General features: G+C 70.9%; 20 protein-coding genes, 1 pseudogene and 1 riboswitch. Of the genes and pseudogenes, 14 read left to right on the top strand and 7 right to left on the bottom strand.

Features of this window, described 5'->3' with window-relative positions; all coding sequences use genetic code 11:
- Positions 1–108: 108 nt before the first annotated feature.
- On the bottom strand, positions 109–1,230 hold the full coding sequence (locus AC1VM9_RS01615) for a citrate synthase 2 (protein WP_481340876.1): 1,122 nt from the start codon (positions 1,228–1,230) through the stop codon (positions 109–111).
- Between the two features lie 107 nt (positions 1,231–1,337).
- Here AC1VM9_RS01615 and AC1VM9_RS01610 point away from each other — a divergent pair, with 107 nt between their 5' ends.
- Complete coding sequence (locus AC1VM9_RS01610; RefSeq protein ID WP_483120794.1) at positions 1,338–1,964, top strand: pentapeptide repeat-containing protein; 627 nt, start codon at positions 1,338–1,340, stop codon at positions 1,962–1,964.
- Between the two features lie 40 nt (positions 1,965–2,004).
- On the opposite strand, the gene AC1VM9_RS01605 is transcribed toward AC1VM9_RS01610, so the two are convergent.
- Positions 2,005–2,409: a hypothetical protein gene (locus AC1VM9_RS01605; protein WP_483120793.1), complete on the bottom strand. Its 405-nt coding sequence runs from the start codon at positions 2,407–2,409 to the stop codon at positions 2,005–2,007.
- Between the two features lie 109 nt (positions 2,410–2,518).
- On the opposite strand from AC1VM9_RS01605, the pseudogene AC1VM9_RS01600 reads away from it, so the two are divergent.
- Both AC1VM9_RS01600 and AC1VM9_RS01595 read left to right on the top strand, forming a co-directional pair.
- Positions 2,519–2,974 (top strand): annotated as a pseudogene (locus tag AC1VM9_RS01600) (pyridoxamine 5'-phosphate oxidase family protein); the annotation flags it as partial.
- 2 nt (positions 2,975–2,976) lie between these two features.
- Entirely contained in the window at positions 2,977–3,354 is a 378-nt protein-coding gene (locus AC1VM9_RS01595; RefSeq protein ID WP_483120791.1) for a pyridoxine 5'-phosphate oxidase C-terminal domain-containing protein, read from the top strand.
- A gap of 234 nt (positions 3,355–3,588) precedes the next feature.
- Here the strand turns inward: AC1VM9_RS01595 and AC1VM9_RS01590 are convergent, their stop codons facing one another.
- Positions 3,589–4,794 carry a hypothetical protein gene (locus tag AC1VM9_RS01590; protein WP_483120789.1) on the bottom strand — a complete coding sequence of 402 codons (1,206 nt, stop codon included), beginning with the start codon at positions 4,792–4,794 and terminating at the stop codon, positions 3,589–3,591.
- A 68-nt stretch (positions 4,795–4,862) separates the two neighbouring features.
- Between AC1VM9_RS01590 and AC1VM9_RS01585 the strand changes: the two genes are divergently transcribed.
- From AC1VM9_RS01585 to AC1VM9_RS01570, 4 genes are all read left to right on the top strand, one after another.
- Positions 4,863–6,302: an MFS transporter gene (locus tag AC1VM9_RS01585; RefSeq protein ID WP_483120787.1), complete on the top strand. Its 1,440-nt coding sequence runs from the start codon at positions 4,863–4,865 to the stop codon at positions 6,300–6,302.
- Positions 6,303–6,320: 18 nt separating this feature from the next.
- Entirely contained in the window at positions 6,321–7,022 is a 702-nt protein-coding gene (locus AC1VM9_RS01580; RefSeq protein WP_481340870.1) for an iron-dependent transcriptional repressor DtxR, read from the top strand.
- Positions 7,023–7,292: 270 nt separating this feature from the next.
- Positions 7,293–7,476: riboswitch (cyclic di-AMP (ydaO/yuaA leader) on the top strand.
- A 2-nt stretch (positions 7,477–7,478) separates the two neighbouring features.
- On the top strand, positions 7,479–8,231 hold the full coding sequence (locus tag AC1VM9_RS01575; RefSeq protein ID WP_483120785.1) for a C40 family peptidase: 753 nt from the start codon (positions 7,479–7,481) through the stop codon (positions 8,229–8,231).
- An 84-nt stretch (positions 8,232–8,315) separates the two neighbouring features.
- Positions 8,316–9,008 (top strand): DsbA family oxidoreductase, encoded by a 693-nt coding sequence (locus AC1VM9_RS01570; RefSeq protein WP_483120783.1) that lies wholly within the window; start codon positions 8,316–8,318, stop codon positions 9,006–9,008.
- Here AC1VM9_RS01570 and AC1VM9_RS01565 read toward each other — a convergent pair whose 3' ends face one another.
- The 3 genes from AC1VM9_RS01565 to AC1VM9_RS01555 all read right to left on the bottom strand — a co-directional run bounded on the left by AC1VM9_RS01565 (position 9,009) and on the right by AC1VM9_RS01555 (position 10,451).
- Positions 9,009–9,656: a carboxymuconolactone decarboxylase family protein gene (locus AC1VM9_RS01565; RefSeq protein WP_483120781.1), complete on the bottom strand. Its 648-nt coding sequence runs from the start codon at positions 9,654–9,656 to the stop codon at positions 9,009–9,011.
- A gap of 118 nt (positions 9,657–9,774) precedes the next feature.
- Positions 9,775–9,975, bottom strand: a complete 201-nt coding sequence (locus tag AC1VM9_RS01560) for a hypothetical protein (protein WP_481340866.1) — start codon at positions 9,973–9,975, stop codon at positions 9,775–9,777.
- A 107-nt stretch (positions 9,976–10,082) separates the two neighbouring features.
- Entirely contained in the window at positions 10,083–10,451 is a 369-nt protein-coding gene (locus AC1VM9_RS01555) for a hypothetical protein (RefSeq protein WP_483120778.1), read from the bottom strand.
- A gap of 432 nt (positions 10,452–10,883) precedes the next feature.
- Here AC1VM9_RS01555 and AC1VM9_RS01550 point away from each other — a divergent pair, with 432 nt between their 5' ends.
- The 6 genes from AC1VM9_RS01550 to AC1VM9_RS01525 all read left to right on the top strand — a co-directional run bounded on the left by AC1VM9_RS01550 (position 10,884) and on the right by AC1VM9_RS01525 (position 21,941).
- Positions 10,884–11,558: a haloacid dehalogenase type II gene (locus tag AC1VM9_RS01550; protein WP_481340864.1), complete on the top strand. Its 675-nt coding sequence runs from the start codon at positions 10,884–10,886 to the stop codon at positions 11,556–11,558.
- Positions 11,559–11,579: 21 nt separating this feature from the next.
- Complete coding sequence (locus AC1VM9_RS01545; protein WP_483120776.1) at positions 11,580–12,929, top strand: aspartate aminotransferase family protein; 1,350 nt, start codon at positions 11,580–11,582, stop codon at positions 12,927–12,929.
- 23 nt (positions 12,930–12,952) lie between these two features.
- Positions 12,953–14,023 carry a phosphotransferase gene (locus tag AC1VM9_RS01540; RefSeq protein WP_483120774.1) on the top strand — a complete coding sequence of 357 codons (1,071 nt, stop codon included), beginning with the start codon at positions 12,953–12,955 and terminating at the stop codon, positions 14,021–14,023.
- A gap of 37 nt (positions 14,024–14,060) precedes the next feature.
- A complete protein-coding gene (locus tag AC1VM9_RS01535; RefSeq protein WP_483120772.1) occupies positions 14,061–15,230 on the top strand; it encodes an ROK family transcriptional regulator in 1,170 nt (389 codons plus the stop codon).
- 276 nt (positions 15,231–15,506) lie between these two features.
- Positions 15,507–18,464 carry a carbohydrate-binding protein gene (locus AC1VM9_RS01530; protein WP_483120770.1) on the top strand — a complete coding sequence of 986 codons (2,958 nt, stop codon included), beginning with the start codon at positions 15,507–15,509 and terminating at the stop codon, positions 18,462–18,464.
- A 210-nt stretch (positions 18,465–18,674) separates the two neighbouring features.
- Positions 18,675–21,941 carry an alginate lyase family protein gene (locus AC1VM9_RS01525; RefSeq protein ID WP_483120768.1) on the top strand — a complete coding sequence of 1,089 codons (3,267 nt, stop codon included), beginning with the start codon at positions 18,675–18,677 and terminating at the stop codon, positions 21,939–21,941.
- A 105-nt stretch (positions 21,942–22,046) separates the two neighbouring features.
- Here AC1VM9_RS01525 and AC1VM9_RS01520 read toward each other — a convergent pair whose 3' ends face one another.
- Positions 22,047–22,688 carry a DUF624 domain-containing protein gene (locus AC1VM9_RS01520; protein WP_483120766.1) on the bottom strand — a complete coding sequence of 214 codons (642 nt, stop codon included), beginning with the start codon at positions 22,686–22,688 and terminating at the stop codon, positions 22,047–22,049.
- Positions 22,689–22,875: 187 nt separating this feature from the next.
- Here AC1VM9_RS01520 and AC1VM9_RS01515 point away from each other — a divergent pair, with 187 nt between their 5' ends.
- A complete protein-coding gene (locus AC1VM9_RS01515) occupies positions 22,876–24,099 on the top strand; it encodes an extracellular solute-binding protein (protein WP_483120764.1) in 1,224 nt (407 codons plus the stop codon).
- Positions 24,100–24,128 lie beyond the last annotated feature (29 nt).

Genomic DNA, 24,128 nt, shown 5'->3' with positions numbered 1-24,128 from the left:
GCCTCCCGAGTCTGGGCGCTGTCGGTGTCCTCTTTGCGAGGTTCCTCCGGCCACGGTACGCGCGTCGTCCCGCCCCGGCACCCGGAGGCGCCGGGGCTCAGGCCTCGGTCAGCGGCCGACCTCGGGCGTCCAGCCGGCGACGTCCTCGGGCCGCCGCGGGCCCTCGCCGACGTACCGCGACGACGGACGGATGAGGCGTCCGGTCTGCTTCTGCTCGAGGATGTGCGCCGACCAGCCGGCCGTTCGCGCACACGTGAACATCGGCGTGAACATCTGCGGCGGCACCTCGGCGAAGTCGAGGATGACGGCGGCCCAGAACTCGACGTTCGTGGCGAGGACGCGGTCGGGGCGCCGGGCCTGCAGCTCCTCGAGCGCAGCCTTCTCCAGCGCCGCCGCGACCTCGTAGCGCGGCGCGCCCAGGCGCTCGCACGCGGCCCGGAGGACGCGGGCCCGCGGGTCCTCCGCGCGGTAGACGCGGTGGCCGAAGCCCATGAGCCGCTCGCCCCGGTCGAGGACGCCCCTGACGTACGCCGACGCGTCGCCCTGCTCCTCGACGCCCGAGAGCATGTGCAGGACGCGCGAGGGCGCGCCGCCGTGCAGGGGACCCGACATCGCCCCGACCGCGCCGGAGAGCGCGGCCGCGACGTCGGCGCCCGTCGAGGTGATGACGCGCGCGGTGAACGTCGACGCGTTCATGCCGTGCTCCGCGGCCGACACCCAGTACGCGTCGACGGCCTCGACGTGGCGCGGGTCCGGCTCGCCGCGCCAGCGGATCATGAACCGCTCGGTGATGGTGCGGCCGTTGTCGACCTCTCGCTGCGGCACCATCGGCTTGCCGAGCCCGCGCGCCGACTGCCCGACGAACGAGAGGGCCATGACGGCGGCCCGGGCCAGGTTGTCGCGGACCTCCTCGGCGTCGATGTCGAGGGTCGGACGGAAGCCCCAGACGGGCGCCAGCATCGCGAGCGCCGACTGGACGTCGACCCGGACGTCGCCGGTGTGGACGGGCAGGGGGTAGGGCTCGGCCGGGGGCAGCCCGGGGTCGAACTCGTTGTCGACGAGCAGGCCCCAGACGTGCCCGAAGTCGACCCGGCCGACGAGGTCGTCGATGTCGACCCCGCGGTAGCGGAGGGCGCCGCCCTCCTTGTCCGGCTCGGCGATCGTCGACTCGAACGCGATGACTCCCTCGAGACCCGGCTTGAAGTCAGGGTCCGGTGTGCTGTCTGCCATGACGGTCCTTGCTGTGCAGGCGGTACCACCGCGGTGTGGAGGCGAGGCAGCGGTCGCGTCGGCCGGGGGCCGTCGGTGAGCACCGGGACCGCTGCGAGACTCACCGTATGCCGTCAGCAGCCGACCAGACCTCCTTTCGCGACGCGGTGTTCACCACACGGGACGCCCACCAGGACGCCGTCCGCTTCGAGGGGACCGACTTCAGCGGCGCTCGCGCGGGCGGGTTCACCTTCCTCGAGTGCACCCTCGTCGATGCGTGCCTCGACGAGGCCCACCTCGAGGCGTCGCGCTGGTCGGAGTGCGAGTGGGACCGCGTCCACGGCGTCGGTGTCGGCCTGCAGGAGGCGAGCCTCGTCGAGACGAGCCTGGACGGCTGCCGGCTCGGCGCGGTGTCGGCGTGGAGCTCGACGTGGCGCGACGTGACCGTGCGCGGCGGCAAGGTCGACTTCCTCAACCTGCGCGGGGCCCGGCTCAAAGACGTCGCCTTCATCGACTGCGTCGTCGTCGAGCTGGACCTGCAGGAGGCCACCGTCGACGGTGTCAGCTTCGAGGGCTGCACCCTCGTCGAGCCCTCGTTCGGCCGCGGGACCTACCGGCGCCTCGACCTGTCCGGCGCCACGCTGCGGTCGCCGCACGGGATCGCCGGGCTCAAGGGGGCGACGCTGTCGCGTCCGCAGGTCATCGACCTGTCCGACGCGCTCGCCGCCGAGCTGGGCATCGTCGTCGCCGAGTGAGCCCCGTGCAGGCCCGGGAACGGCGGGGCAGGCGGGGCCGTCAGCCGAGCTGGTCGGGCCTGCCCCGACGCAGCGCCGCGGTGGCGGCGTCCTTGGCGCGTCCCTTGATGCCCACCTTGTCCTGCGGGCGGATCCGCTTGGTGAGGTCGGCCCGCTCGACGAGCGTGGCCAGCGGCAGGTCGGCCGGCGGGTAGACGCCGACCGGCTCGTCGCCGCCGAAGACGACCCAGTGCGCCCGGTCGCCCTTGTAGACCTTGAGGATGCTGCCCTCGGACAGCGACGTCGCGTGCGCCATGGCCTGCCGGCGGGCCTTCTCGCTCGAGACCGCCTTGCCGAAGGCCTCCTTGGCCGGTTCCCGCAGGGCCTGCGTCGCGACCCAGATCTGGGGGCCGTACTTGATCCCGAGCCGGACGCCCCGGCCGATCAGCTTGCCCTTGCCTGCCATCGCGCGTCCTCCTCCTGCCCGCCGCCGGGCCGATCGATCGCTCCGCGTGCCGCCGCTGCCTGACTGACGCCCGCCCCGGGCCGTCTGGTCCAAACCCTAGTCTGAGGTCATGCAGACACCCGCCGACCCGTCGTCCCCGGCGGTCCCTGACGCCGACGGCGCCAGGGAGGCCGCCCACCCCGCCGGCGCCGCCGCCAGGGAGGCCGACCACGCCGCCGTCCGCGGCACCGCATCGGGCGCGTCGGACACGTTCGGCGCGGCCGTGCCGCTGCAGGTACGACGCGTCGACTACGCGGGGCAGGGGCTCGACGAGTCGCAGGTGGCCCCCAGCCCGTACGAGCAGGCCCGCGACTGGGTCGACACCGCCGTCCGGGCGGCCGCCGAGCGTGACGACGTCCCCGAGCCGACGGCGCTCTCGGTGGCCACGGTCGACGCGTCCGGTGTGCCGAACGTGCGCACCGTCCTCATGCGGTTCTTCGACGAGCGGGGTCCGGGGTTCGTCACGAACCTCCGGTCGGCCAAGAGCGAGGAGCTGCGGGCCAACCCGCACGTCGCAGCGTCCCTGACGTGGCCGTCGCTGTACCGGGCGATCCGGTTCCGCGGTCGGGCCGAGTCGTCGGGCGCGCCGAGATCGAGGCGTACTTCTCCACGCGGCCGTACGGGGCCCGGCTGTCGGCCTGGGCCTCGGACCAGTCGCAGCCGGCCGCCGACCGGGCCGAGCTCGAGCGGCGCTGGCGGGAGGCGCTCGACCGGTTCCCCGACACCGGCAGCGACTCGGACGTGCCGGTGCCCGACTTCTGGGGCGGCTGGCGCATCGTCTGCGACGAGGTGGAGTTCTGGGCCGGGCGCGCCAACCGGCTGCACGACCGCATCGTCTTCAGGCGTACCGGCGAGGGCACCCTGGCCGATGCGTCGGCCTGGGCGAGCTCACGGCTCCAGCCGTGACGCGCGTGCCGGAGGAGGGCGGACACGGAACAGGGCGGCCCGGCTGACCGGACCGCCCTGCCTCATTCCTGGGTGCAGGTGGGGACGCGACTATCGCGTGGCCACCTCACACGTTCCGGAAGAGATCACTTCTCGGATCACCTCCTTCCGTTGTCGATGCAACGACCGTACGACCGGCCCGCAGGAGGGGGCAAGGACTTTTCCACCGGCGCGAGGTGACGCTCGCGGGCTCGGTCAGCCGCCGACCTCGGCGTCGGGGGCCACGGCCGTCGCCGGTTCGGGCTCGGTCACCGTTCCGTGACCGCCGCGCCGGCCGGGACCGACGCGGCCCGCGGCACCGGTGCCGCCCACGTCGCCGGCGCCGTTCGCGCCGGGCCCGTCCGCGTCACCGCCCCCGCGCCCGTCGCGCCGGTCGCGCCGGTCGCGCCGGTCCGCGGCGTCGCCCCGCGCCGTGGCCGGTGTGCGCACGAGCCGCAGGCGTGGGGCGGAGGGGACCCGGCGGCCGGCCGCGACGACGACGAGTGCGGCGGCCATCTCGAGGTGCACGGCCCAGGACCACAGCGCCCCGAACAAGACCTGCCCCTGCCGGAAACCGAGCGCGAAGACGACGGCGAAGGTGGCCGCGGCGACGAACCCCACGGTCCACACCCGCGCCCCTGTCAGCCACGGGAACCGGCGCTCGAAGTGGGCCGACTCCTCGGTCGCGAACCGCGGCATGAAGGCGACCCACACGAGCAGCTGGACCGTCTGGAGGAACGCGTACACGGTGAGCAGGCGCAGCCCGAGCGGGCCGGACGCGTCACCGGGCAGCGCCGCCGCGGCGAGCATCGAGCGCCCGTCCCCGACGACGCTGCGCGCGACGCCGGGTTCGCCGGTGAGCCAGCCGTCGACCGTGCCGACGAGGACGAGCGCGGGCACGAGCAGGCCCCACGCCAGCTGCACGCCGCGGAAGAGGCGGCGGTCGCGGACCCGCGGCAGCCGCGCGGCCCAGTCCCAGAGGAAGACGAGCACGACGAGCTGGTGCAGGTGCAGGAGCGCGAACGCGTAGTGGTCGGGCCACACGAGGGAGGCGGCCGCGAGGATGCCGGCGACGGCGTACGCGGCGAGGCGTCGGCGTCCGCGCAGCCCGACCCGGGCGACGAGGGCGACGACGCAGAAGCCCACGACCGCCTCGGCGCGCCGCGCCTGGCTGCCGACGAGGTGCTCGGCCAGCCGGAGCACGCTCGTGCCGGCGAGGAGCACCGCGAGGCCACTCACGACGTCACGGCGCGCGATGACCGGCAGGCGACCCACGAGGTAGCGGACCTCGAGCAGGACGGCGAGCGTCCCGAGCAGGATGAGACCGAAGACCGCGGTGGCCACCGGCGAGGCGAGCGCGACGACGAGGGCGGCGGCCGCAGCCACCGCCAGGGCCCCCGTCGCCCGCTCGCTCGTCGTCATCGGCCCATCGTTCCGTCGCCCGGGATGCCCGGGCCACCCGAGTAACCCGATCGTTAGGGTCCTGTGGCGTGACCGAGACTCAGGGCGACCCGGCGGGCCGTGCCGGGCGCGAACCGGGACGGACCGGGCGCGTTCCCGGCGAGCCCGGCAGCCGCGAGCCCGGCTCTCCCGGCGGGCCCCCGGTCCGGCTGCGCGCCATCGCGCTGTCGGCCTACGGACCGACGCTCCTCGGCTCGACGGGTGCCGGTGCCGTCTCGCCCATCATCGCCGTCTCGGCCCGTGAGATGGGCGCGTCGGTGGGGGTGGCGGCGCTCCTCGTCGGGACGCTCGGCCTCGGCCAGCTGCTCGGCGACCTGCCGTCGGGGGCCCTTGCCGCCCGCATCGGCGAGCGGCGTGCCCTCATGGCAGCCGCGGTCGTGGAGGCGGTCGGCATGGTCGTGGCCGCGCTCGCCGGCACGGTGACGGCGCTGTTCTCCGGGGTGCTCGTCATCGGGCTGGCCGGCTCGCTCTTCGGTCTGGCCCGCCAGGCCTACCTGACCGAGGCGGTGCCGGTGGCGATGCGGGCGCGGGCACTGTCGACGCTCGGCGGGGTGCACCGCATCGGCTACTTCATCGGCCCGTTCGTCGGCTCGCTCGTCATCTCCCGGTGGGGGACCGAGTCGGCCTATGCCGTCGGCGGCGTCGCGAGCGTCGCCGCGTTCGTCCTCGTCCTCGTCGCGCCCGACATCACGGCCGGCCACGACGCCCGGGCGTCGCGGAGCGGCGTCGCGGACGCCGGGACCACCGGGAACAGCGGGACGACCGGGAACAGCGGGAACGCCCGGACCGGCGGGGGCTCCGGAAGTGCCCGGGGCCGGACGCGTGTGCCGCGGTCGGTCGCGTCGGTGCTCCTCGAGCACCGGCACGTCCTGCTGACCCTCGGCACGGGCGCGATGTGCGTGGCCGGAGCCCGAGCCATCCGCGAGGCGCTCGTGCCCCTCTGGGCCGAGTCGGTCGGGTTCAGCCCGGCCCAGACCTCGCTCGTCTTCGGCGTCGCGGGCGCCGTCGACATGCTGCTCTTCTACCCCTCGGGCTGGCTCATGGACCGGTACGGGCGGGTTGCCGCCGCGGTGCCCAGCATGCTCGTGCTCGGTCTGGGCATGGCGCTGCTGCCGCTCGCGACGAGCCTCGTCGCCGTGACCGCGGCCGCGACGGTCCTCGGGGTCGGCAACGGGCTCGGCGCCGGCCTGATCATGACCCTCGGGGCCGACGCCTCGCCGGCCGACGGACGCGCCCAGTTCCTCGGCGGCTGGCGCCTGTGCGCCGACCTGGGAAGGGCCGCGGGCCCGCTGGCGTTGTCCGCGCTGACGGCCGTGCTGTCCCTCGGTGCGTCGGCCGTCGTCCTCGGCGTCGGGGCCGTCCTCGGTGCGGGCTGGCTGCGCATCTGGGTGCCGCGCCACGACCCGACGCGCCCTCTCCGGGGGCGGGCGGCCCGTCCCGGCCCGGACGCGACGCCCGGGGCGTCCTGATTCTGAGAAGGTATGACCGTGACGGACCTGATCGACACCACCGAGATGTACCTGCGCACCATCTTCGAGCTCGAGGAGGAGGGCATCGTCCCCCTGCGCGCACGCATCGCGGAGCGTCTGGGCCACTCGGGCCCGACGGTGTCGCAGACCGTGGCCCGCATGGAGCGCGACGGTCTCGTCGCCGTCTCCGGGGACCGTCACCTCGAGCTGTCCGACCGCGGCCGCCTCATGGCGACCCGCGTCATGCGCAAGCACCGCCTCGCCGAGCGGCTGCTCGTCGACGTCATCGGCCTCGAGTGGGAGTACGCCCACGACGAGGCGTGCCGGTGGGAGCACGTGATGTCCGAGAAGGTCGAGCGCAAGATCCTCGGCCTCATCAAGGGCGGGCTCGAGTCGCCGTACGGCAACCCGATCCCGGGCCTGGACGAGCTGGGTGTGCCCGAGGACGCCGCGCACGGCTTCCTCACCGGCCTCATGTCCCTGACTGCGGCGGCGGGCGACGAGCCCGCGGCCGTGACGATCCGTCGCATCGGCGAGCCGGTGCAGGTCGACCCCGAGGCGCTGGCCCTGCTGACCTCGGCGGGCGTCCTTCCGGGGGCCCGGGTCCGGGTCGTCCGCGAGGAGGGACGCGTGCTGGCCGTGAGCGACGCTGCGGACGCCGGCGAGGGCGTGTCGCTGCCCGACGAGGTCGCGGCGCACGTCTTCTGCCAGGTCGCCTGACGCGAGCCCGGCCGTTGCCCGCCCTGCCCCGCTTTGGGGCCGGACCGGCCCGCACGCCCTCTGTCCCTCGTATCGGGCCTTCGTATCGGGCCCTCGTATCGGGCCCGGATCGCCTTGGGACTGTGGGGATTTGGGGCGAGCTGCGGTGGCCTGTCCGAAAATCTGTTGAAATCACCGACTCCCGGCGTGACAAGCCGCGGGGAACTTGGGTAGCGTGAGCCCCGCTCGCTCTCCCCGTCGGGCGAGTGCTTCGGGTCGAACCGCCTAGTCCTGCCATCGACCCTGAGCCCCTGAACGATCCGCATGGCAGGAGCGGGGGACCCACCTTCGGGCGTCGCACGACGTCCTCGGGGTGAAGCCCTCCGTGGACCGCAAGGTCCGAGTGAAGGCCGGGCGAGCAGCACCTCATTCCGCCCGAACCCGACAGCTCACCTCGTAGGCGTCGAGAGGTCAAACGTGGCTCAGAACGTTCCCGGGCGCCACCGCGCCCCCGGTCGGTTCAACGCGATCGCCGAGCTCAAGCTCATCGCCAAGGAGTCCGCTCAGCCCGCCGTCAAGGGGGCCGCGATCGTGGCCGCCTCCGGTGGGCTCGTCGCGACGTTCGCCGGGCCGGCGAGCGCCGCCGACGGCTCGAGCACCGCGGCCCCGTCGGTCGTCGGCCCGCAGGTCGGCACGCTCAAGGCGGCCAGCGCCCTCTCGGCGATCGGCTACGCCAAGCCGGCGGCGAAGCAGGCAAGCGTCAAGCCGCTCGTCATCAAGGACGTCACCGTCGAGAAGCAGCGCGCGGCCGAGAAGGCTGCCGAGGACGCGCGCCAGCAGTCTGCGGACCGCTCCTCCCGCTCGGCCTCCCGCACGGCCCTGTCCGACCCGGCGCCCACCGCGTCCGGCATCGTCGGCATCGCCCAGTCCTACTTCGGCGTCCCGTACGTCTACGGCGGCACGAGCCCGTCGGGCTTCGACTGCTCCGGCTTCGTCCAGTACGTCTTCCGCCAGGCCGGCATCTCGCTGCCCCGCACGGCCTCGCAGCAGAAGGCCGCGACGACGCCGGTGAGCAACCCCCGCGCCGGTGACCTCGTCTTCTTCGGCTCGCCGGTCTACCACGTCGGCATCTACGTCAGCCCCGGCGTCATGATCGACGCGCAGCGCCCCGGCACCACGATCGGGTACCACTCGATCTGGACGACGCCGTCGGGCTACGGCCGCGCCTGATCGACCCGTGGCTTCCGTCGCGCCCCCGACCCGAACGGGTCGGGGGCGCGACGTCGTTCCTCGCCGGCGTGGTTGGATGACGTGATGACCGTCCAGGCTGCCGCAGAGTCCACGACCCTCATCGAGCTCGACGTCTGGGGCGACCTCGTCTGCCCGTGGTCATGGATCGCCAAGCACCGGATCGAGGCCGCGATCCACGCCTTCGAGCGGCCCCACGACGTGTCGGTGCGGTTGCGGGCCTACGAGCTGGACCCCGAGTGGCCGGTCGGGCGCAACGACCGCGCGCAGGACCAGATCGGCTCGCGGACCAACGGTGACCCCGTCGCCGGGCACATCCTCAACGCCAAGGCCATCGAGGCGGCCGAGGCCCACGACCTCGTCTTCGACTTCGACACCGCGGTCATGGCCAACACCTTCGACGCGCACCGGCTCGTGGCCCTGGCGCGCGAGATGGGCGGCCGGGCCCTGCAGGCGGCTGCCGTCGAGCGCTTCTTCTCCGCGCACTTCCGCGAGGGGCAGGCGCTCGACGACCACGAGGTGCTCCAGCGCCTCTGCGCCGAGTGCGGCCTCGACGAGCGGCGGGTCGCCGCCGTGCTCGCGTCCGACACGTACGCCGACGACGTGCGCGCCGACGAGAGGCAGGCCCGCGACCTCGGCATCACGGTGACGCCGTTCGTCCTGGCCAACGGGTTCGCCGCCGTACCGGGGGCCCGCCCGGTCGAGGACTACCTCGCCCTGCTGCGCGGGGTCGCCGTGCAGGGTGGCGACGAGGCGTAGCTAGCCGGCGGCGGTCGGCGACGCGCCCCCGAGCGTCGTCGCCGAGGGCGCCCCGGCGCTGGGGCGGCCGAAGGACACCGCCTCGTCGACCGGCCCGGGCGCGGCCGAGCGCAGCTGGGCATCGGGCAGCGCCCCCAGGGCGGCGTTGACCATCGAGAAGGCCCGCCGCAGCGCGACGAAGACGGTGATGGCGAAGATCTGCCGGTCGTCGAAGCCGGCGGCGCGCAGCGGCTCGAGGTCGGCGGGTGTCGTGGAGTTGGCGTCGCGGGCGACGGTGCGCGCCCAGCCGGCGAGTGCGGCATCGGCCGGGTCGAGCGGAGCGTCGTCGCCGGCCAGCACCGCCGCGGCGACGTCCGGGCCCGCCTCGCCGGCGAGCCGGTTGCCCCACGCCAGGGCGCAGTAGGAGTCGCTGCCCGTGGCCGCGGCGGCGCTGATGAGGATGCCGCGCTGCCGGAAGGTGAGGCCGCCCAGGCGCACCATGTCGGCAAGGAGTCCGAAGAGCGTGTCGTGCGCGGCCGGGTGGTGCGCCCACAGGTGCGACAGGTTCATGACGAACCCCTGGGTGCCGAGGTCGCCCTCGAAGGAGGCGCGGACGGCGTCGGTCACCGGCGGCTCGGTGAGGAACCCGTGGGCGGGGTCGGTGGCCATCAGGCGCTCCGTTCGTCGTGCGACGCGTTCATCGTGGCACGGGCTGACGCGGAGTGTGGGCCCATCCTGCCGGGGTCCTTGGGCGCCGGGCGCGCTCAGGCCCGGCCGATCGGGCTGGTCAGGCAGGCGTCGGCGCGACGGACAGGTCGATGCTGACGTCGACGGCTCGCAGCTCTCGCACCAGCGCGTCCTCGCGAGCACTCAGCTCGGCGAGGCGCGAGGCGTCGGGGGCTCGGGTACCGGAGGCGAGGGAGGCCCAGCGGACCTCGTCCTCGACCTGCGCCAGCTCGGCGACGATCGCTGCAACCGTTCTGCTCATGTGCCCGCCGTACCCGGCGCCCGCCGGCTTGGAACAGGTCGGCAGGTGACCTCGGCCGGGTCGCCCGCGAGTTCCCTGCGGGCGCGTCGGACTGCCTGCGGACGCGTTCAGTCCCGCTCCCACGGGGCGTCCTCGCCCATCTTGGCGTAGTACTTCGCGAGATGGCTGCGGACCCGGTCGACATCCGAGGAGGGCAGGTCGACACCACCGCGGGAACCCTGCATGACGGCGGCGGCCGCCATGACGCCACGGGGGACCGCACGCAGCCGACCGTCGATGACGTCGGCGATGAGCAGCTTGTAGGCCGTGAAGTTGTCCTTCTTGTCCTTGTCGTACCAGACGTGGGCGTCGCGGTACTTCTCGTTCGGCTCCTCCTCGGCGCCGGCCCAGGCGCGGACCCGCTTCTCGGCGGCGTCGCCGTCCCACTCGCGGTCGCGGTCGGCGAGCGGCAGGTCCTGGAAGCTCGTGACACTCATGCTGTCCATCCTTTCTCCGACGCTGGTGCCGTGGAGCCGTACCCGGTCGGGCGCTCCGGACACCATGGGTCGGGGGAGGGCGCCGGACGCGTCGGGCGCCCCGGGGCCGGACGTGGCGCGCCCCGCCGCGTTCGGGTGGCCAGGTCCGGGAGGCGAGTGCCTGGGTCCGGGGGCGCCGCGGCGGGGCGAGCGAGTCCGTGCAGTTCCGGTCCGGGGTGAGCAGGCCCGCGGGGCCGCGTCACCGGTCCGGATCTCCACGGTGACACACGCGCGCGCTCGGTGGGAGATTGGCCGGCTGTGAGTTGGAGGGCGAGCGCAGGTCTGCTCGGCATTGTCAGTTCATGTTTCAGTTTGCAACTGGAACTAAGTCTGCTAGTGTTGAGCCCAGCACGAGGGTCCGTCCTCCCACGCACACTCATCGAAAGGCGCACCATGAGCACCTCCACCTTCCGGCCGAAGTACGTCTCGTTCGACTGCTACGGCACGCTGATCAGCTGGCCGATGACCCCGATCACCAAGGAGCTGGTCGGCGACCAGATCCCGGCGGAGCAGTGGGACCAGTTCGTCGCCGAGTTCCGCGGCTACCGCTACGACGCCGTCCTCGACGCGTACTACCCCTACGAGCAGGTGCTGCAGAGCGCCTTCGACCGGGTCTGCCGCAAGTGGGGCATCGAGTCCGACCCCACGGCGGGCAAGCGGTTCGCCGACGGCGTGCGCAGCTGGGGCCCGCACCCCGACGTGGTGGAGCCGCTGAAGAAGATGGCCGAGCACTACAAGCTCGTCATCCTCTCCAACGCCAGCAACGACTTCCTCGAGGAGAGCGTGCCGCGGCTGGAGGCGCCCTTCCACGCCGTCTTCACCGCCGAGCAGGCCGGCTACTACAAGCCCCGGTACGCCGCGTTCGAGTACATGCTCGACCAGCTCGACGCCAAGCCCGAGGACTTCGTCCACGTGTCCTCGCACACCCGCTACGACCCGCTGCCGATGCACGACATGGGCTTCCGCAACCTCGTGCTCCTCGACCGCGGCTACGACCCGGTGCCGCCGGGCTACGGCCTCACCGTCGTGAAGTCCCTGGACGAGCTCAACACGCTGCTCGGCATCTGAGCTGCGACGAAGGTCCTCACCATGTCTTCCAGCCTCAGCCGAGCGATCGCCGGCTTTCCCAACGGGTTCGACCCCGGGGTGGTGGGCACACTTCCGCAGCATCTCCAGGAGACCATCCGGCGGCGGAACGAGGTGCTCGGCCCGGGCTACATGCTGATGTACCGCGAGCCGGTGGAGTTCGTCTGCGGTCGCGGAGCGCACCTGTTCGACCTCGACGGCAACGACTACCTCGACGCCTACAACAACGTGCCGTGCGTGGGGCACGCCCATCCCCACGTCGTCGAAGCGGTCCACCGCCAGATGGCGGCGGTCAACACGAACACGCGCTACGTCCAGGAGGCGCTGGTCGACTACGCGGAGCGGCTCCTGGCGACGTTCCCCGAGGGCCTGTCGAAGCTGAGCCTGGCCTGCAGCGGCTCGGAGGCCAACGACCTCGCGATGCGGGTGGCGAAGTACCACACCGGCGGTGAGGGAATCATCGTGACGCGGTGGGCCTACCACGGCATCACCAGCGAGGTCTCGCGGTTCTCACCGACTCTGGGCAAGGGCTCACCGCTGGGACCGAACGTCCGGCTCATCGACCCGCCTGACCCGCGACTCGTTGCTCCCGGATCCACGCTGGCCGAGCACATGCGCGCCCAGGTGCGTGCCGCAATCGACGACCTCGAGCGCCACGGCTACCGGCTCGCGGCCCTGGTCACGGACAGCGCCTACAGCAGCGACGGGATCTTCACCGACAGGGTCGGCTACATGCAGGCCGTGGTGGAGGAGGTCCACGCCGCCGGAGGCGTCTACATCGCGGACGAGGTGCAGTCGGGCTTCGCCCGCCTCGGGGACGCCATGTGGGGGTTCGCCCGCCACGGCGTGCTGCCGGACATCGTCACCCTGGGCAAGCCGATGGGCAACGGAGTGCCGCTCTCGGGTGTGGTCTTCCGGCCCGAGGTGTCCGAGGAGTTCGGGCGCAACGTCCGCTACTTCAACACCTTCGCCGGCAGCTCGATCCCGGTGGCGGCCGGGGCCGCGGTGCTCGACGTGTTCGAGGAGGAGGACGTGCAGCAGCGCGTCCTCGAGAACGGCACGGCGCTGCGAGCCGGACTCGAGGAGATCACCCGCGAGTCACCGCACGTCGCCCAGGTGCGCGGCAGCGGTCTGTACGTCGCCGTGGAGATCGTCGAGGATCTGGAGACGCGGGCGCCGGACCGGGCCCGAGCCGAGGACGTCATCAACGACATGCGGGATCGTCGAATCCTCATCAGCGGCACCGCCCGGGGTGCCAACGTCCTGAAGGTCCGTCCTCCGCTGGCCTTCAGCTCCGCCGATGTGACCCGGTTCTTGGAGACCTTCGCCGAGGTCGCCAAGGACCGTCTGTAGCAGCCCGGCCGAAGGGACCGACAGTGCACGCCTCACCACGCTCGAGCCCGGCTGAACGGCTCTTCGCCGAAAGCGGCATGGGGTCGTCGCACACGCCCATCGACGTGGGGCTCGTCAGCCTCCTCCTCGACGAGCACTACCACCTCTCCGGACGGCTCCACCCGCTGGCGACGGAGAAGGACGACACGTTCCGGCTCAGGGGTGACTCGGCCCGCTACCTCGTGAAGGTCTCACCACCTGACGAGGCCCGGGCGGTCGTCGAGTTTCAGACGGCCGCGATGCGCTTCCTCGAAAGCGCATCGCCCGAGCTGCCCGTCCAGCGGGTGAGGCTGACCGTGGACGGACGCGACCACGTGCTCATCGAGGCAGGTGACGGCACCGCCCGGGTGCTGCGCGTCTTCGACTTCGTCGACGGTGCGGTCTGGGCTCAGGTGAACCCGGACGGCGAGCAGCTCGCCAAGGTCGGCCAGATGCTCGGACGAGTCGACGTGGCGCTCGAGGCGTTTGCGCACCCGGCGGACCGCCGGGGCCTGGTGTGGGACATCCGGCACTTCCACGAGCTGACCGAGCTCGTCGAGCACACCCCGGATGCCGTGCACCGCCGGCTGGCCGACAGGGTGTTCCAGCTGTTCGAGGCAACCATCGTCCCGAGGCTGGACGACCTCGAGACGCAGGTGATCCACGGTGACTACAGCCCGTACAACGTGGTCGTCGACGAGCAGAGCGTCGACTACGTCACCGGTGTCATCGACTTCGGTGACACCATGCGCAGCGCGGTCATCTTCGATCCCGCGGTGGCGATGGCGAACCTGCTGGGCCGGACGCCGGAGCAGCCGTGGCGGGAGGCCTGCGGCTTCGTCGCCGGCTACGAGAGCGCCCGGCCGATCAGCGACCGTGAGCTGCCCCTGCTGCCGGCGGCCGCGTTGGCGCGGCTCACGCTCCGCGCGCTGATCACCAACTGGCGCGCGGAGCGCGTGCCGGAACGGCGCGACTACCTCCTGGCCCACGCCAAGGACGACTGGGTCAACGTCGAACGTGCCCTGGCCGTGCCCCTGGCGGCCGTCGTTGCCCAGCTCCGGGGTGGGCCGTCGTGAGCAGCCCTGACCGACTCCGCATCGCTAGGGTCCTCGCGTGAGCAGCAACCCCACGTCCCGCGACTACAACAAGGCATCCGTCCTCGACGTGCTGCTGTCTCGGGCGCCGCTGACGCGCAACGAGGTCATCGACCTGACGGGCTTGAGCAAGGCCACGGTGTCGCGCGCCGTGGAGGAGCTTCGGGTGGACGGCTTCGTCGTCGACGGCGGAGTCGACGAGGTCGCCGGCCGTGGCCGCCGGTCCACGTACCTGGACGTGCCCGGCACGATGGGGCACGTCGTGGGCATCAGCTTCGGCATGCAGACGACCTGTGTCCTGGTGGCCGACCTCAGGGGTCGCGAGCTGGGACAGGTCATCGTGCCCACGGTGACCCACGAGGAGGTCGGGAACACCGCGCAGTGGCTGGTCGCCCTGATGGCGGAGACCAGCGCCGCGGCAGAGGGGCCGTTGCGCCAGGTCGTCGTCGCGGTGCCCGGCCGGGTCCGCAACGGCACAGAGATCTTCGGCCCGGCGGAGTCGATGACGGTCTTCGCGGGCTCTGGCCTCCAGCGAGCCCTGGCCGACCTGGTCGACGCTCCCGTGCTCCTCGACAGCGATGCCAACGCGTCCTTGCTCGGGGTCCTCGTCGAGGACACCACCCTGCGAGATGCTGCTCTCTTCAGCGTGAGCAGCATCCTCAACGTCGCCAGCTGCACCGACCAGGAGCTCCTCCGAGGACGGACGCCTGCCTTCGGCGACATCGGTGTGCTGTTCTCCGGGGTCGGCGCCGAGCCCCTCGACGGGCTCCTCAGCGTCAGCGGTCTGCTCCGGTTTGCTCGAGAGCGGGGACTGGCCCTCGAGCGCGTCGAAGACCTGTGGCTGCAACCCCACGACGACGGTCCGCGTGCCGAGGTGCTGGATGCCTTCACCACGGCAGTCGTCACCGCCGTCACCGCCGTCGCCGTGACGCTGGACCCGGAGTCGGTCTTCTTCGTGGGTCGGCTCAGCCCGCTCGTCGACGAAGTCCTCCCCGAGGTGCGAAGCCGGCTTGACAGGAGCCTTCCGGCGGTCCCCGAGGTCAGGACGGTGACCCAGGTCCTCGGCCTGTCGGTGGCACGAGGAGCGGTGTACGCGTGCCTGGCGGTGGCTCGGGAGCGGTTGGGAGACGCAGTGCTCGAGGCACGCAGGCAGGGCCCCAACGCCCAGCAGCCCTTGCCAGCCTTCTGAGTGAACGGGCAACACAGCACCACGCGGAGTGCCTGCGGCCGTGAAGAGGCCCCAGGAGCGTGATGAGCCACCGCGACAGGGTCCTTCCCCTTCAGCAGCCGGACGGCCTCCGCGCGCACGGCCGCGCCCAGCTCGGTTGACAGGACACCACTGCGGTGCGGACTCGCGCCTGCCCGGCGGGAAGTCCCACGGAACGTCGGTGACGGCCCTCCCTGGTGACCCGGATGTCATCCATTGCAGGTCGGGGGTTGATCTTCGGTGACCCCGGCGAGTACCGTGATCGACGAAGTTGGAAAGCGCATTCCCGTCTGGCACTTTCAGTGGACACCTCTGCGACCAACTGGCACAGAGGAATCGGCGACACCGCGGCGGCTTGTCTGGCCGGCTGAGCGAACGGGAGCCCGGCGCTTTGACGCTGGCCTGCGCGCACGTGCAGGGGCGGCCGAAACATCGAGAAGGTCACAGGAGATCGCAATGCACGTTTCCCTGGGTAGCCAGCGTCGGCTGCTCGCAACACTCTTCACCGCCACGGTTGCACTCGCCCTGGGCGGTATCGGCTCCGGCGCTCCGGCGAACGCCGCCGTTCCAAGCGCTGATGGTCTAGTCAGTTCGGCAGCCGGCAGCTCGGCCATCGTGGATCCGAACATCGGCCGCGGTGAAGGCACCGTCGTCAGCGACGCTGGCTTCGCTCATCCCGGGATCGTCAGCTCCCGCGAGGAGCTCAACCTCATGCGCGACATGGTGCAGAAGGGTGTGGAACCCTGGCGTAGCGCCTACGAGTCGGTGCGCCAGGACCCACGCGCGAGCAGCAGCTACCAGCTGCAGGGGCCGCTGGCGGTCGTCGAGGGGTTCAATCGCCCGATCGAGTACACCATCGGCACGGATGGTTTCGCGGCCCACGCGAACGCCCTGGAGTGGTACGTCACCGGCAACCCGGCCCACCGGGACAAGGCGCTCGACATCATCCGTCAGTGGTCCGCCAAGCTGACCAACCTGACCGAGTTCATCCATGCCGCACCGGGTGTTGCACGGATGGCCAGCGCCGCCGAGATCCTCAGGTACACCAAAGGATCCGGCTGGACCGACGCGGACACTGCCGCGTTCAGCCACCTACTGCGAATCGTGGCATCGCCACCTCCTGTCGGCGTCGACCGGGACGACATGTTCCAGAACCAGGCCGGCTACGGACACACCGCGCTCTTCGCTGCTGCGGTCTTCCTCGACGACAAGGCGCTCTACGCGAAGTATCTGAACCGTGCCACCATCGGGACGAACCCCGTTCCCGGGCAGGACTTTTCCCTGGACCGTCAGATCCGCGACAACGGCCAGCTCAACGAGATGGGTCGTGATCAGCCCCACGCTCACGGCGACCTGACGACACTTGCCGAGATCGCCCAGACCACCTGGATCCAGTCCCGCGAGGGCAGGCTCGGCGACGCGGGGAAGGACCTGTTCACCTACCACGACAACCGACTGCTCTCGGGTGCGGAGTTCTTCGCCAAGTACAACCTGGGCTACGACGTCCCATGGACGCCGCACCAGCTCAACCCCACCACCGTCTACAAGACGGTGTCGCCCACCACTCGCGGTGAGTTCACCGGCAAGCTCAGCGAGTTCAACGTCAACTCGCCGCTGAAGGCCCTGATCTACAACCACTACCACTACCAGCTCGGCGTGCCCGACAAGGACATGCCGTACCTGTCCGCCATGGCCAAGCAGATCGGCTCCGACTGGAACGACCTGCTCTGGAGCCCGGCCGCGGCCGCGTCGTCCGTGCCGCCCGCCGGTCCGCCGGCCCCCGACGGCAACTACGGCCCGGACCCCTCCTTCGAGCGGGTCGCCGCCGCCGACTGGACGGAGACGTCCGGCAAGAACGACATCCGCAACGACCCTTGGGTAGACGCCGACGGTTCCCGTCTCATCGTGCGTGACATCCAGCAAGGCGGGTGGATCAAGTACGCCGACTTCGACTTCGGTGACATCCCGCGCGACACGTTCCTGCTTCGGGGCGGAGCCAGCACCACGGTGCCGACCCAGGTCGCCATCCACCTCGACTCGCCCACGGGTGAGCTCATCGGCAACGCCACGATCGCCCCGACCGGGTGGTACACGATCTTCCAGACCACCGCGACGCGGCTCACCCGGCCGCTCAGCGGCAAGCACACCATCGTGCTCACGTTCACCGGGTCGAACAACGTGTACCACTGGCAGGGCGCGGTGGACTGGATCAAGGTCGCGTCCGGCTCCGCTCAGCTGGACAACGCGGCGGCCGCCGCACCCGTCCAGCATGGGACGAAGCCCGGCCCGGACGGCTCGGTCACTCTCTCGACCGGCTCCTCGCTCGGCTGGAAGGACCTGGACTTCGACAGCGGATCCCAGTCCTTCACGGCCAACGTCCGGACGACCGGTCCGGCCACGCTCGAGCTGCGCACCGGATCACCGGACGGGCCGGCCGTTGCGACCTACGCCCTGCCGGACACCCGCGGCGCCTGGTTGCCGGTGCAGCGCGCGCAGAAGGCGCGAGCGGTCCTCGGCCGCAAGGACGTCTACCTCGTGCAGACCGGGGGCGCGGACGTGTCGCTGGGAACGGTGCGCTGGACCGAAGGCGTCGACCCCTACCTCGCCACCCCCGCAACCGCCGTGATGGGCACCCCCGCGGGGCGGTCAACCGTCATGGGTTCAGACTCCGCCCTGCTCGTGCAGGCACAGAGCACGATCGCCCTGCCGCTCGTCGAGTTCAAGTCGGGTGCGGAGACCCTGGCGATGACCTACCGCAGCGCCCTGCCGGTCTCGGTGAACGTGTACTCGGACACGGTGGAATCGAACCCGATTGCGGTCGGCGTGCTGCCCGCGTCGCCCGACGGACTGCTCAGGACTGCACGGCTGCCGCTCACGCCGTCGCCGAAGCGGGCGCACATGCTGTTCATCTCCGTCGATGCGCCGCTGGTCCTCGAGCAGGTGCAGGCCGACCCGGTGAACGCCGCACCGCCGCAGGTCACGGTGCAGGTCCCCGACTCGGTGAAGACCGGTTCCGAGGTCCGTGTCCCGGTGACTGCCTACGACCCCGATGGGCACCCGGTCAAGATCAGTGCCGAGACACTGCCGCCAGGCGCTCGACTCGAGGGGAACGTCATCGTGTGGACGCCGCGCCAGAGCGGTGACCAGCCGATCGTCCTGATCGGCGACGACGGCCACGACATCACGCGCACGCCGGTGACCGTCACCGTCACCTGACCGACAAGACACACCGAGACGGAACGCCGCTACCGAGCCCCTTCGCGGTTGCAGGAAGGCGCTTTCCTTACCGGCCGGATGTCGCGCCGTATCCATTGTGGCGGCCTGTGACGGCGGCCCCTATGTCCCTGAATGCGAAGGAGCATGATGTCCCACCGATCGACTCCACCTGTATCAGGCGGCGACGCCCCACCGACGGCGCGTCGCGGCGTGCGAACCATCGTCGGCCTGGTCCTCGCGGCGTTGCTCCCCATCGCGTCCGTCACCGCCACCGCGACGCCCAGCCGGGCGACCGGAGCAGCGGCGTTGCTCGAGGACAACGTCTACGTGCGGTCGACCTCGCCGGCGACGAACTTCGGTACTGCCGCAAACCTCGTGGTCGGCAAGGGCGGGCACGCCTACTTCCGGCTCGACATCTCCCAGCTCGATGTCGCGGTGCTCGATTCGGTCGTCCTCAACATCACGAAGTACAACAACGCCGCGACACTGGTCGCCACGCGAAGCACCGAGTACCTGACGAACGCAGGCTCGCCGACGACCACCGGATGGTCTGAGTCGAACGTCACCTGGAACACTCGGCCCCTCGACATCGTGGGCTCACCTGCCGTCACCGCGACGGCACCGCAGGGCACCTCCGCCGTGCCGCTCGACATCACGGAACTGGCGAAGTCTGCGAAGGCGGCGCACAGCGACGTGCTCACGGTGCATCTGACGACCACCGCAGTCGACGATCTCACGATCGCCGGCACCGACGTCTACTCCACGCGTGCGCCGAATGCGGCGGACCGGCCATGGGTGCAGGTCGCCTCCGTCACCGACGAGCCAGCCGTCGACTATCCCATCGCCCAGCGGTTCGCCGACTACCCGTCCAACGGCGCCTCCGCGCAGGCAGTCGTCCACATCGCCGCCGGCGACGGCACCTATCTCGCCGTCGACAAGGCGACGGGTGCAGTCCACGCAGTCGCCGACGTGAACGCCGCCGGCCTGTTCGCCATCTACGGGTACAGGTACACCGCGGCCGACTACCAAGGACTGGGCGGCGGGCAGCAGACCTCCTACGCCATCAAGAGCCTGGACACCGGGAAGTACCTGACGATCCAGAACTACGAGGGTGCGAAGGGCAGACCGTACTACTCGAAGTCCGGGGCGGACTACCTCGTCACGGCCACGGCAGCCGATGCAGCGTGGAACGAGCGCTTCTCCATCAAGGGCTATCCCGCATCCGGGAAGTACACGATCGCGAGCCACCTCGCAGCCCTGCGCGACGGCGCCGAGGCGGCCGTGTCCCCCGTGCACGCGAGTGGAAGCGGTCTAGCGGTCACACCCGGTGACCGGACCCAGCACCTGTTCACCTTCACTCCCGTGCAGTCCGAACTGCTCGAGGTCCAGCAGTCGGTCACGGGCTCGTCGGTCCGCCTCGCCTGGCTTCCGGTCCACGGTGACACGAATGCCGCCCACTACACGGTCGACGGCGACGCCGTGGCTTCCTTCGACGGAAAGGTGCTCGCAGCCACGCTCAACGGCGTCACGACGGGCGTGCACGAGTACACCGTCCGATACGACGGTGGGCCCGCTGCGGTCACGACCACGGTCGAGGTGCAGATCTTCAACCACCCGGGGGTCTCGCTGACGGGTGCGCAGCTGGAGGCCATGCACGACCACATCGCGAAGAAGGAGGAACCCTGGTACTCCGACTACCTGCGCCTGAAGAACTCGGTTCCGTACTCGATGTCGTCGCCGGACTTCCAACCGGTCTTCCGCACCGCCGTCGGCCGCGGGTCGCCCGTGGGATCGGGGAACATCTCCGACTACGAGACCTCGGGCGCCGCCGCCTACTTCCTCGCACTGCGGTGGGTGATCACGGGCGACGACCGGTACGCGCAGAAGGTGGTCGAGATCCTCGACGGCTGGTCATCGACGCTGAAGCAGATCGACGGTCGCGACCAGATCCTCGGGGCAGGCCTCGCCACGCTGAAGTACGTCAACGCGGCTGAGATCGTCCGCTACTACCACGGCGGATACGCCGGCTACTCGGACGCGGGGTTCGCCTCGTTCCAGCGGCTCATGCTGGATGTCGTCTACCCCGACATCCAGGATGCGGGCGCCCCGATGATCGCCAACGGGAACTGGGACGGCGCGGCGATTGCCTCGCTCGTAGCGATCGGGGTGCTGACCGACAGCAAGCCGATCTTCGACCGAGCGGTCTCGATGTACAAGAGCCCCTTCATCAACGGATCCATCGAGAACTACGTCACGGACTGGGGGCAGGTGCACGAGAGTGCCCGCGACCAGGCGCACGCGCAGCTCGGTCTCGGGCTCATGGCCGACATCTCGAGGATCGCGGAGAGCCAGGGCGTCGACCTGTGGAGCCTGGACGACAACAAGCTGGCTCGGGCGTTCAACTGGGTCGCCCAGTACAACCTCTTCAGTGGCGAAGGGGACCTGCGCGCCGAACCTGTGCCGAACATCTTCGGGCGTACCGACGGCTCCGCTTACTGGACCACGATGGACGAGCAGTCGATCCTGCGAGGTCAGCTCCGGCCGGTCTACGAGAACGCGCTCGCGCACTACTCGAAGGTTGCCGGGGTGGACACCACGTGGCTGCAGCGGGCGGCGCAGGCGTCGCGACCCGAGGGCTTCGTCCATTTCGACAACGTGAACTTCGACACGCTGACCATGTACAACGGTCCGGCAACCGGCGCGGTGGCCCCGTACCTCCAGCTGCGAACCATGCTCACGCCGTGGTACCAGCGCACGTGGGGTGAGGTCAGCAAGTGGGGCGACGCGCCACTCGCCGCACGGACACTGACCCCGGGAGGGACGATCCCCGCTGGCTACGCCACGGAGACGCTGAACTCCTACCTGGCGGTGCAGGACGACTCCACAGTCGCCGTGAGTGCCGAGCAGAAGCACGCGCCGTACTTCCGCTTGGTGACCAATCCGGACGAGACCTATTCGCTCCAGGATGCGACGACCGGGCGCTTCCTCAGCGTCACCTCGACGACCGTCGGGGGCGAGAACGTCATCGCTGCCGGGCCGCTCGAGGTGGGGGAAGCGGAGAAGTTCGCGGTCCGCAGCACCGGCGTCGGGCGCTATTACCTGGCGCACGACGGGCGTCTGGTCGACCTGGCGGTCGAGGGATCGCCCTCCACGCCGAACGACGCGAAGGTCAGCCTTCGGCTCAGCACTCAACAGGAGACGGCGACGCCGGCATCCACGGCCGCGAACTCGTTGTTCTTCTCGTTTGCAACGCCGATCGCCATGGATGCGTCGGCATCCGTGGTCCGGCGATCCGCAAGCCAGAACGATCTCACGGTCACGGTGACGGATTCGATGACCGACGGGTCACAGCAGGTCGCCACCAGGACGTTCAGCATCGCGAACAACGCCGCGGGCACCTACGCGGTCGGCACCCATCACGTCTACTGCGACACGAAGGGCAACGTGCAGGTCCGGGAGTGCCGCGTCGTTGACTGACTCCGCCGAAGGGTGGAGCGCGGCGGCGCTCCACCCTTCGCTGGTACCGCTGCCAAGGCGGCCTCGAGCAGCTCGGTCGGGCCGCGCACCGGGGTGCAGTAGTGGCTAGGGCTCCTCGTGTGACGCTGCGCGCCCGTGGAACGCCCACCTGCTCACCAACCCAGGAACCAAGGGGCCGGCCACGAGCAGGAGGGCCGGTCTCTGGCCGACCAGCGCCATCCAGGCGAAGGTGAGCACCACACCGCCCGCCGCAGCGAGGGGGGAGCGCATCAGGACGGCAGGCAGCAAGCGCGCGGCCCGGCGCACGGTCGGAGGGTTCGCGTGAGACGCGCACTCGAGCACCGCCAGCCACGTGGCCGTCGCCACGGCGGTCGCGACGAGGAGGAAGGCCAGCGCGACGGCGGCCACGGGGGTGGCCACCTGGAGCCAGAAGACCGCTGAGAGCACGGCGCCGGCAGAACCCACGGCGAGCACCAGCCCCACATGCGTCCAGTCCCGAAGGGCGCGCGACCATGATCGCCAGAAGGCTGCCAAGGGAGCGGGTTCCTCATCCCTCAGAACCCGCTCCAGCACGCGTTGGAGGGCGATCGCGGACGGTGCCGCCGTCACCACGGGCAGTGAGGCCAGCAGTGCGAGCAGGTTGAGGAGGACGAGGTAGCCGGGAAGAGCGAGCCATCTGGGCAGCTCCCCGGGGCTGGTCGGCCGTGCGGCCGGTCTGCCGTCGGGCCTCGGCCGGCTGGGCGACATGCGTGGCTCCTATCGTTGGCACCGTGTGCGCCATCGACCTCTGCGGTAGCGAACTGGGTTGCAAAGGAAGCGGGAAAGGGCTTGCCCGTCCGATCAACCTACACCTATAGTTGGCGGGAAAGCGCATTCCGCTCGACGAAGTGAGGCTCAAGTGTTCAAGCGATTCGCCCCCTCCGCAGTGGTTGCTGTGGCCGCCGTCGCAGCCCTGTCCGCCTGCGGCAGCGGTTCCGGCGGCGGTGCCGACGACAACCCGGCATCGGCATCCGGGACCATCCGCGTGCTCGTGCCCTCGTACCCCGCGAGCAACGACGGAAAGGCGGCCCTCCAGAAAGTCATCGACGCGTTCCACAAGACGTACCCGAACGTCAAGGTCGAGCCCGACTTCGCCACGTTCGGCACGTTGAACGAGAAGATCTCCACCTCCATCGCCTCCGGCCAGGGCTACGACGTGTACGTCACCGGCATCGGCTGGATCCCACCGTTCGCATCGAAGGGGGTCTTCAAGGACCTCAGCGAGTTCGGTGTCACGAAGGACAGTCTGAGCAAGGGCGCGGCCCCGGCCCTGCCGGCCGCCGAGTACAACGGCAAGATCTACGCCGTGCCCCTCATCTTCGGGCCCAAGCCGATGGCCTACAGCAAGAAGGCCTTCGCCGCCGCCGGCCTGGACCCGACCAAGCCTCCGCAGACGTGGGCGGAGCTTCGTGAGGATGCCATCAAGCTCACCAAGCGCGACGGTGGCAAGATCACCCAGGCGGGGTTCGACTTCTGGGCCCCGCCGTCGGCCTACCGTCAGGACTTCGTCACCTTCCTGGGTTCCCTCGGGCAGCCGATGTACAAGGACGGCAAGGCGAACTTCGCCACGCCGGAGGGTGCGAAGGCGCTCGACGAGATGGCCTCGCTCATCAACGACGACAAGGTCAGTGACTTCGGGCTCGCATCCCCGGATGGCCAGCCCCTCGTCTTCACCGGCAAGGCGGCCATGGGGGTGGCCGGCGGCTACGTCGACTGCGCGAAGGTGGGGCAGCCACGGTGCGACGACCTGGCGTTCTTCAACCTGAAGGAGCAGGACACCGCGATGTTCTCCGGCGGCCAGCTCGCATCCGTCGGCGCCCAGTCGCAGCTGCCGAAGGCCAGCTACGAGTTCGTCAAGCTGCTCAGCTCCCCGGAAGCGGCCTCGGACATCGCCAAGCTCAACTTCGGCGTCCCGGCCGTGGACGGCGTCGACCAGCTCGACGTCGTGAAGAGCAACCCCGCGAGCGCCTTCTCGGCTACCCAGCTGGACCACATGGTGTTCGAGGGCGGCAGCACCAACTGGCTGGAGGTCCGCAACAACTTCGGTGCGCAGCTGGACACGGTGCTGCTCGGCAAGGCCGACGCGGCCACCGTGCTGCAGGGCCTGGCGAGCAAGTAGTCACGGCGATCGACCGGAAGCAGGTCAGC

It is taken from the genome of Monashia sp. HAY1-11D (assembly GCF_056868035.1).
The sequence above is the reverse complement of the archived record's forward strand: the minus strand, read 5'-3'. Positions and strand labels throughout refer to the sequence as shown.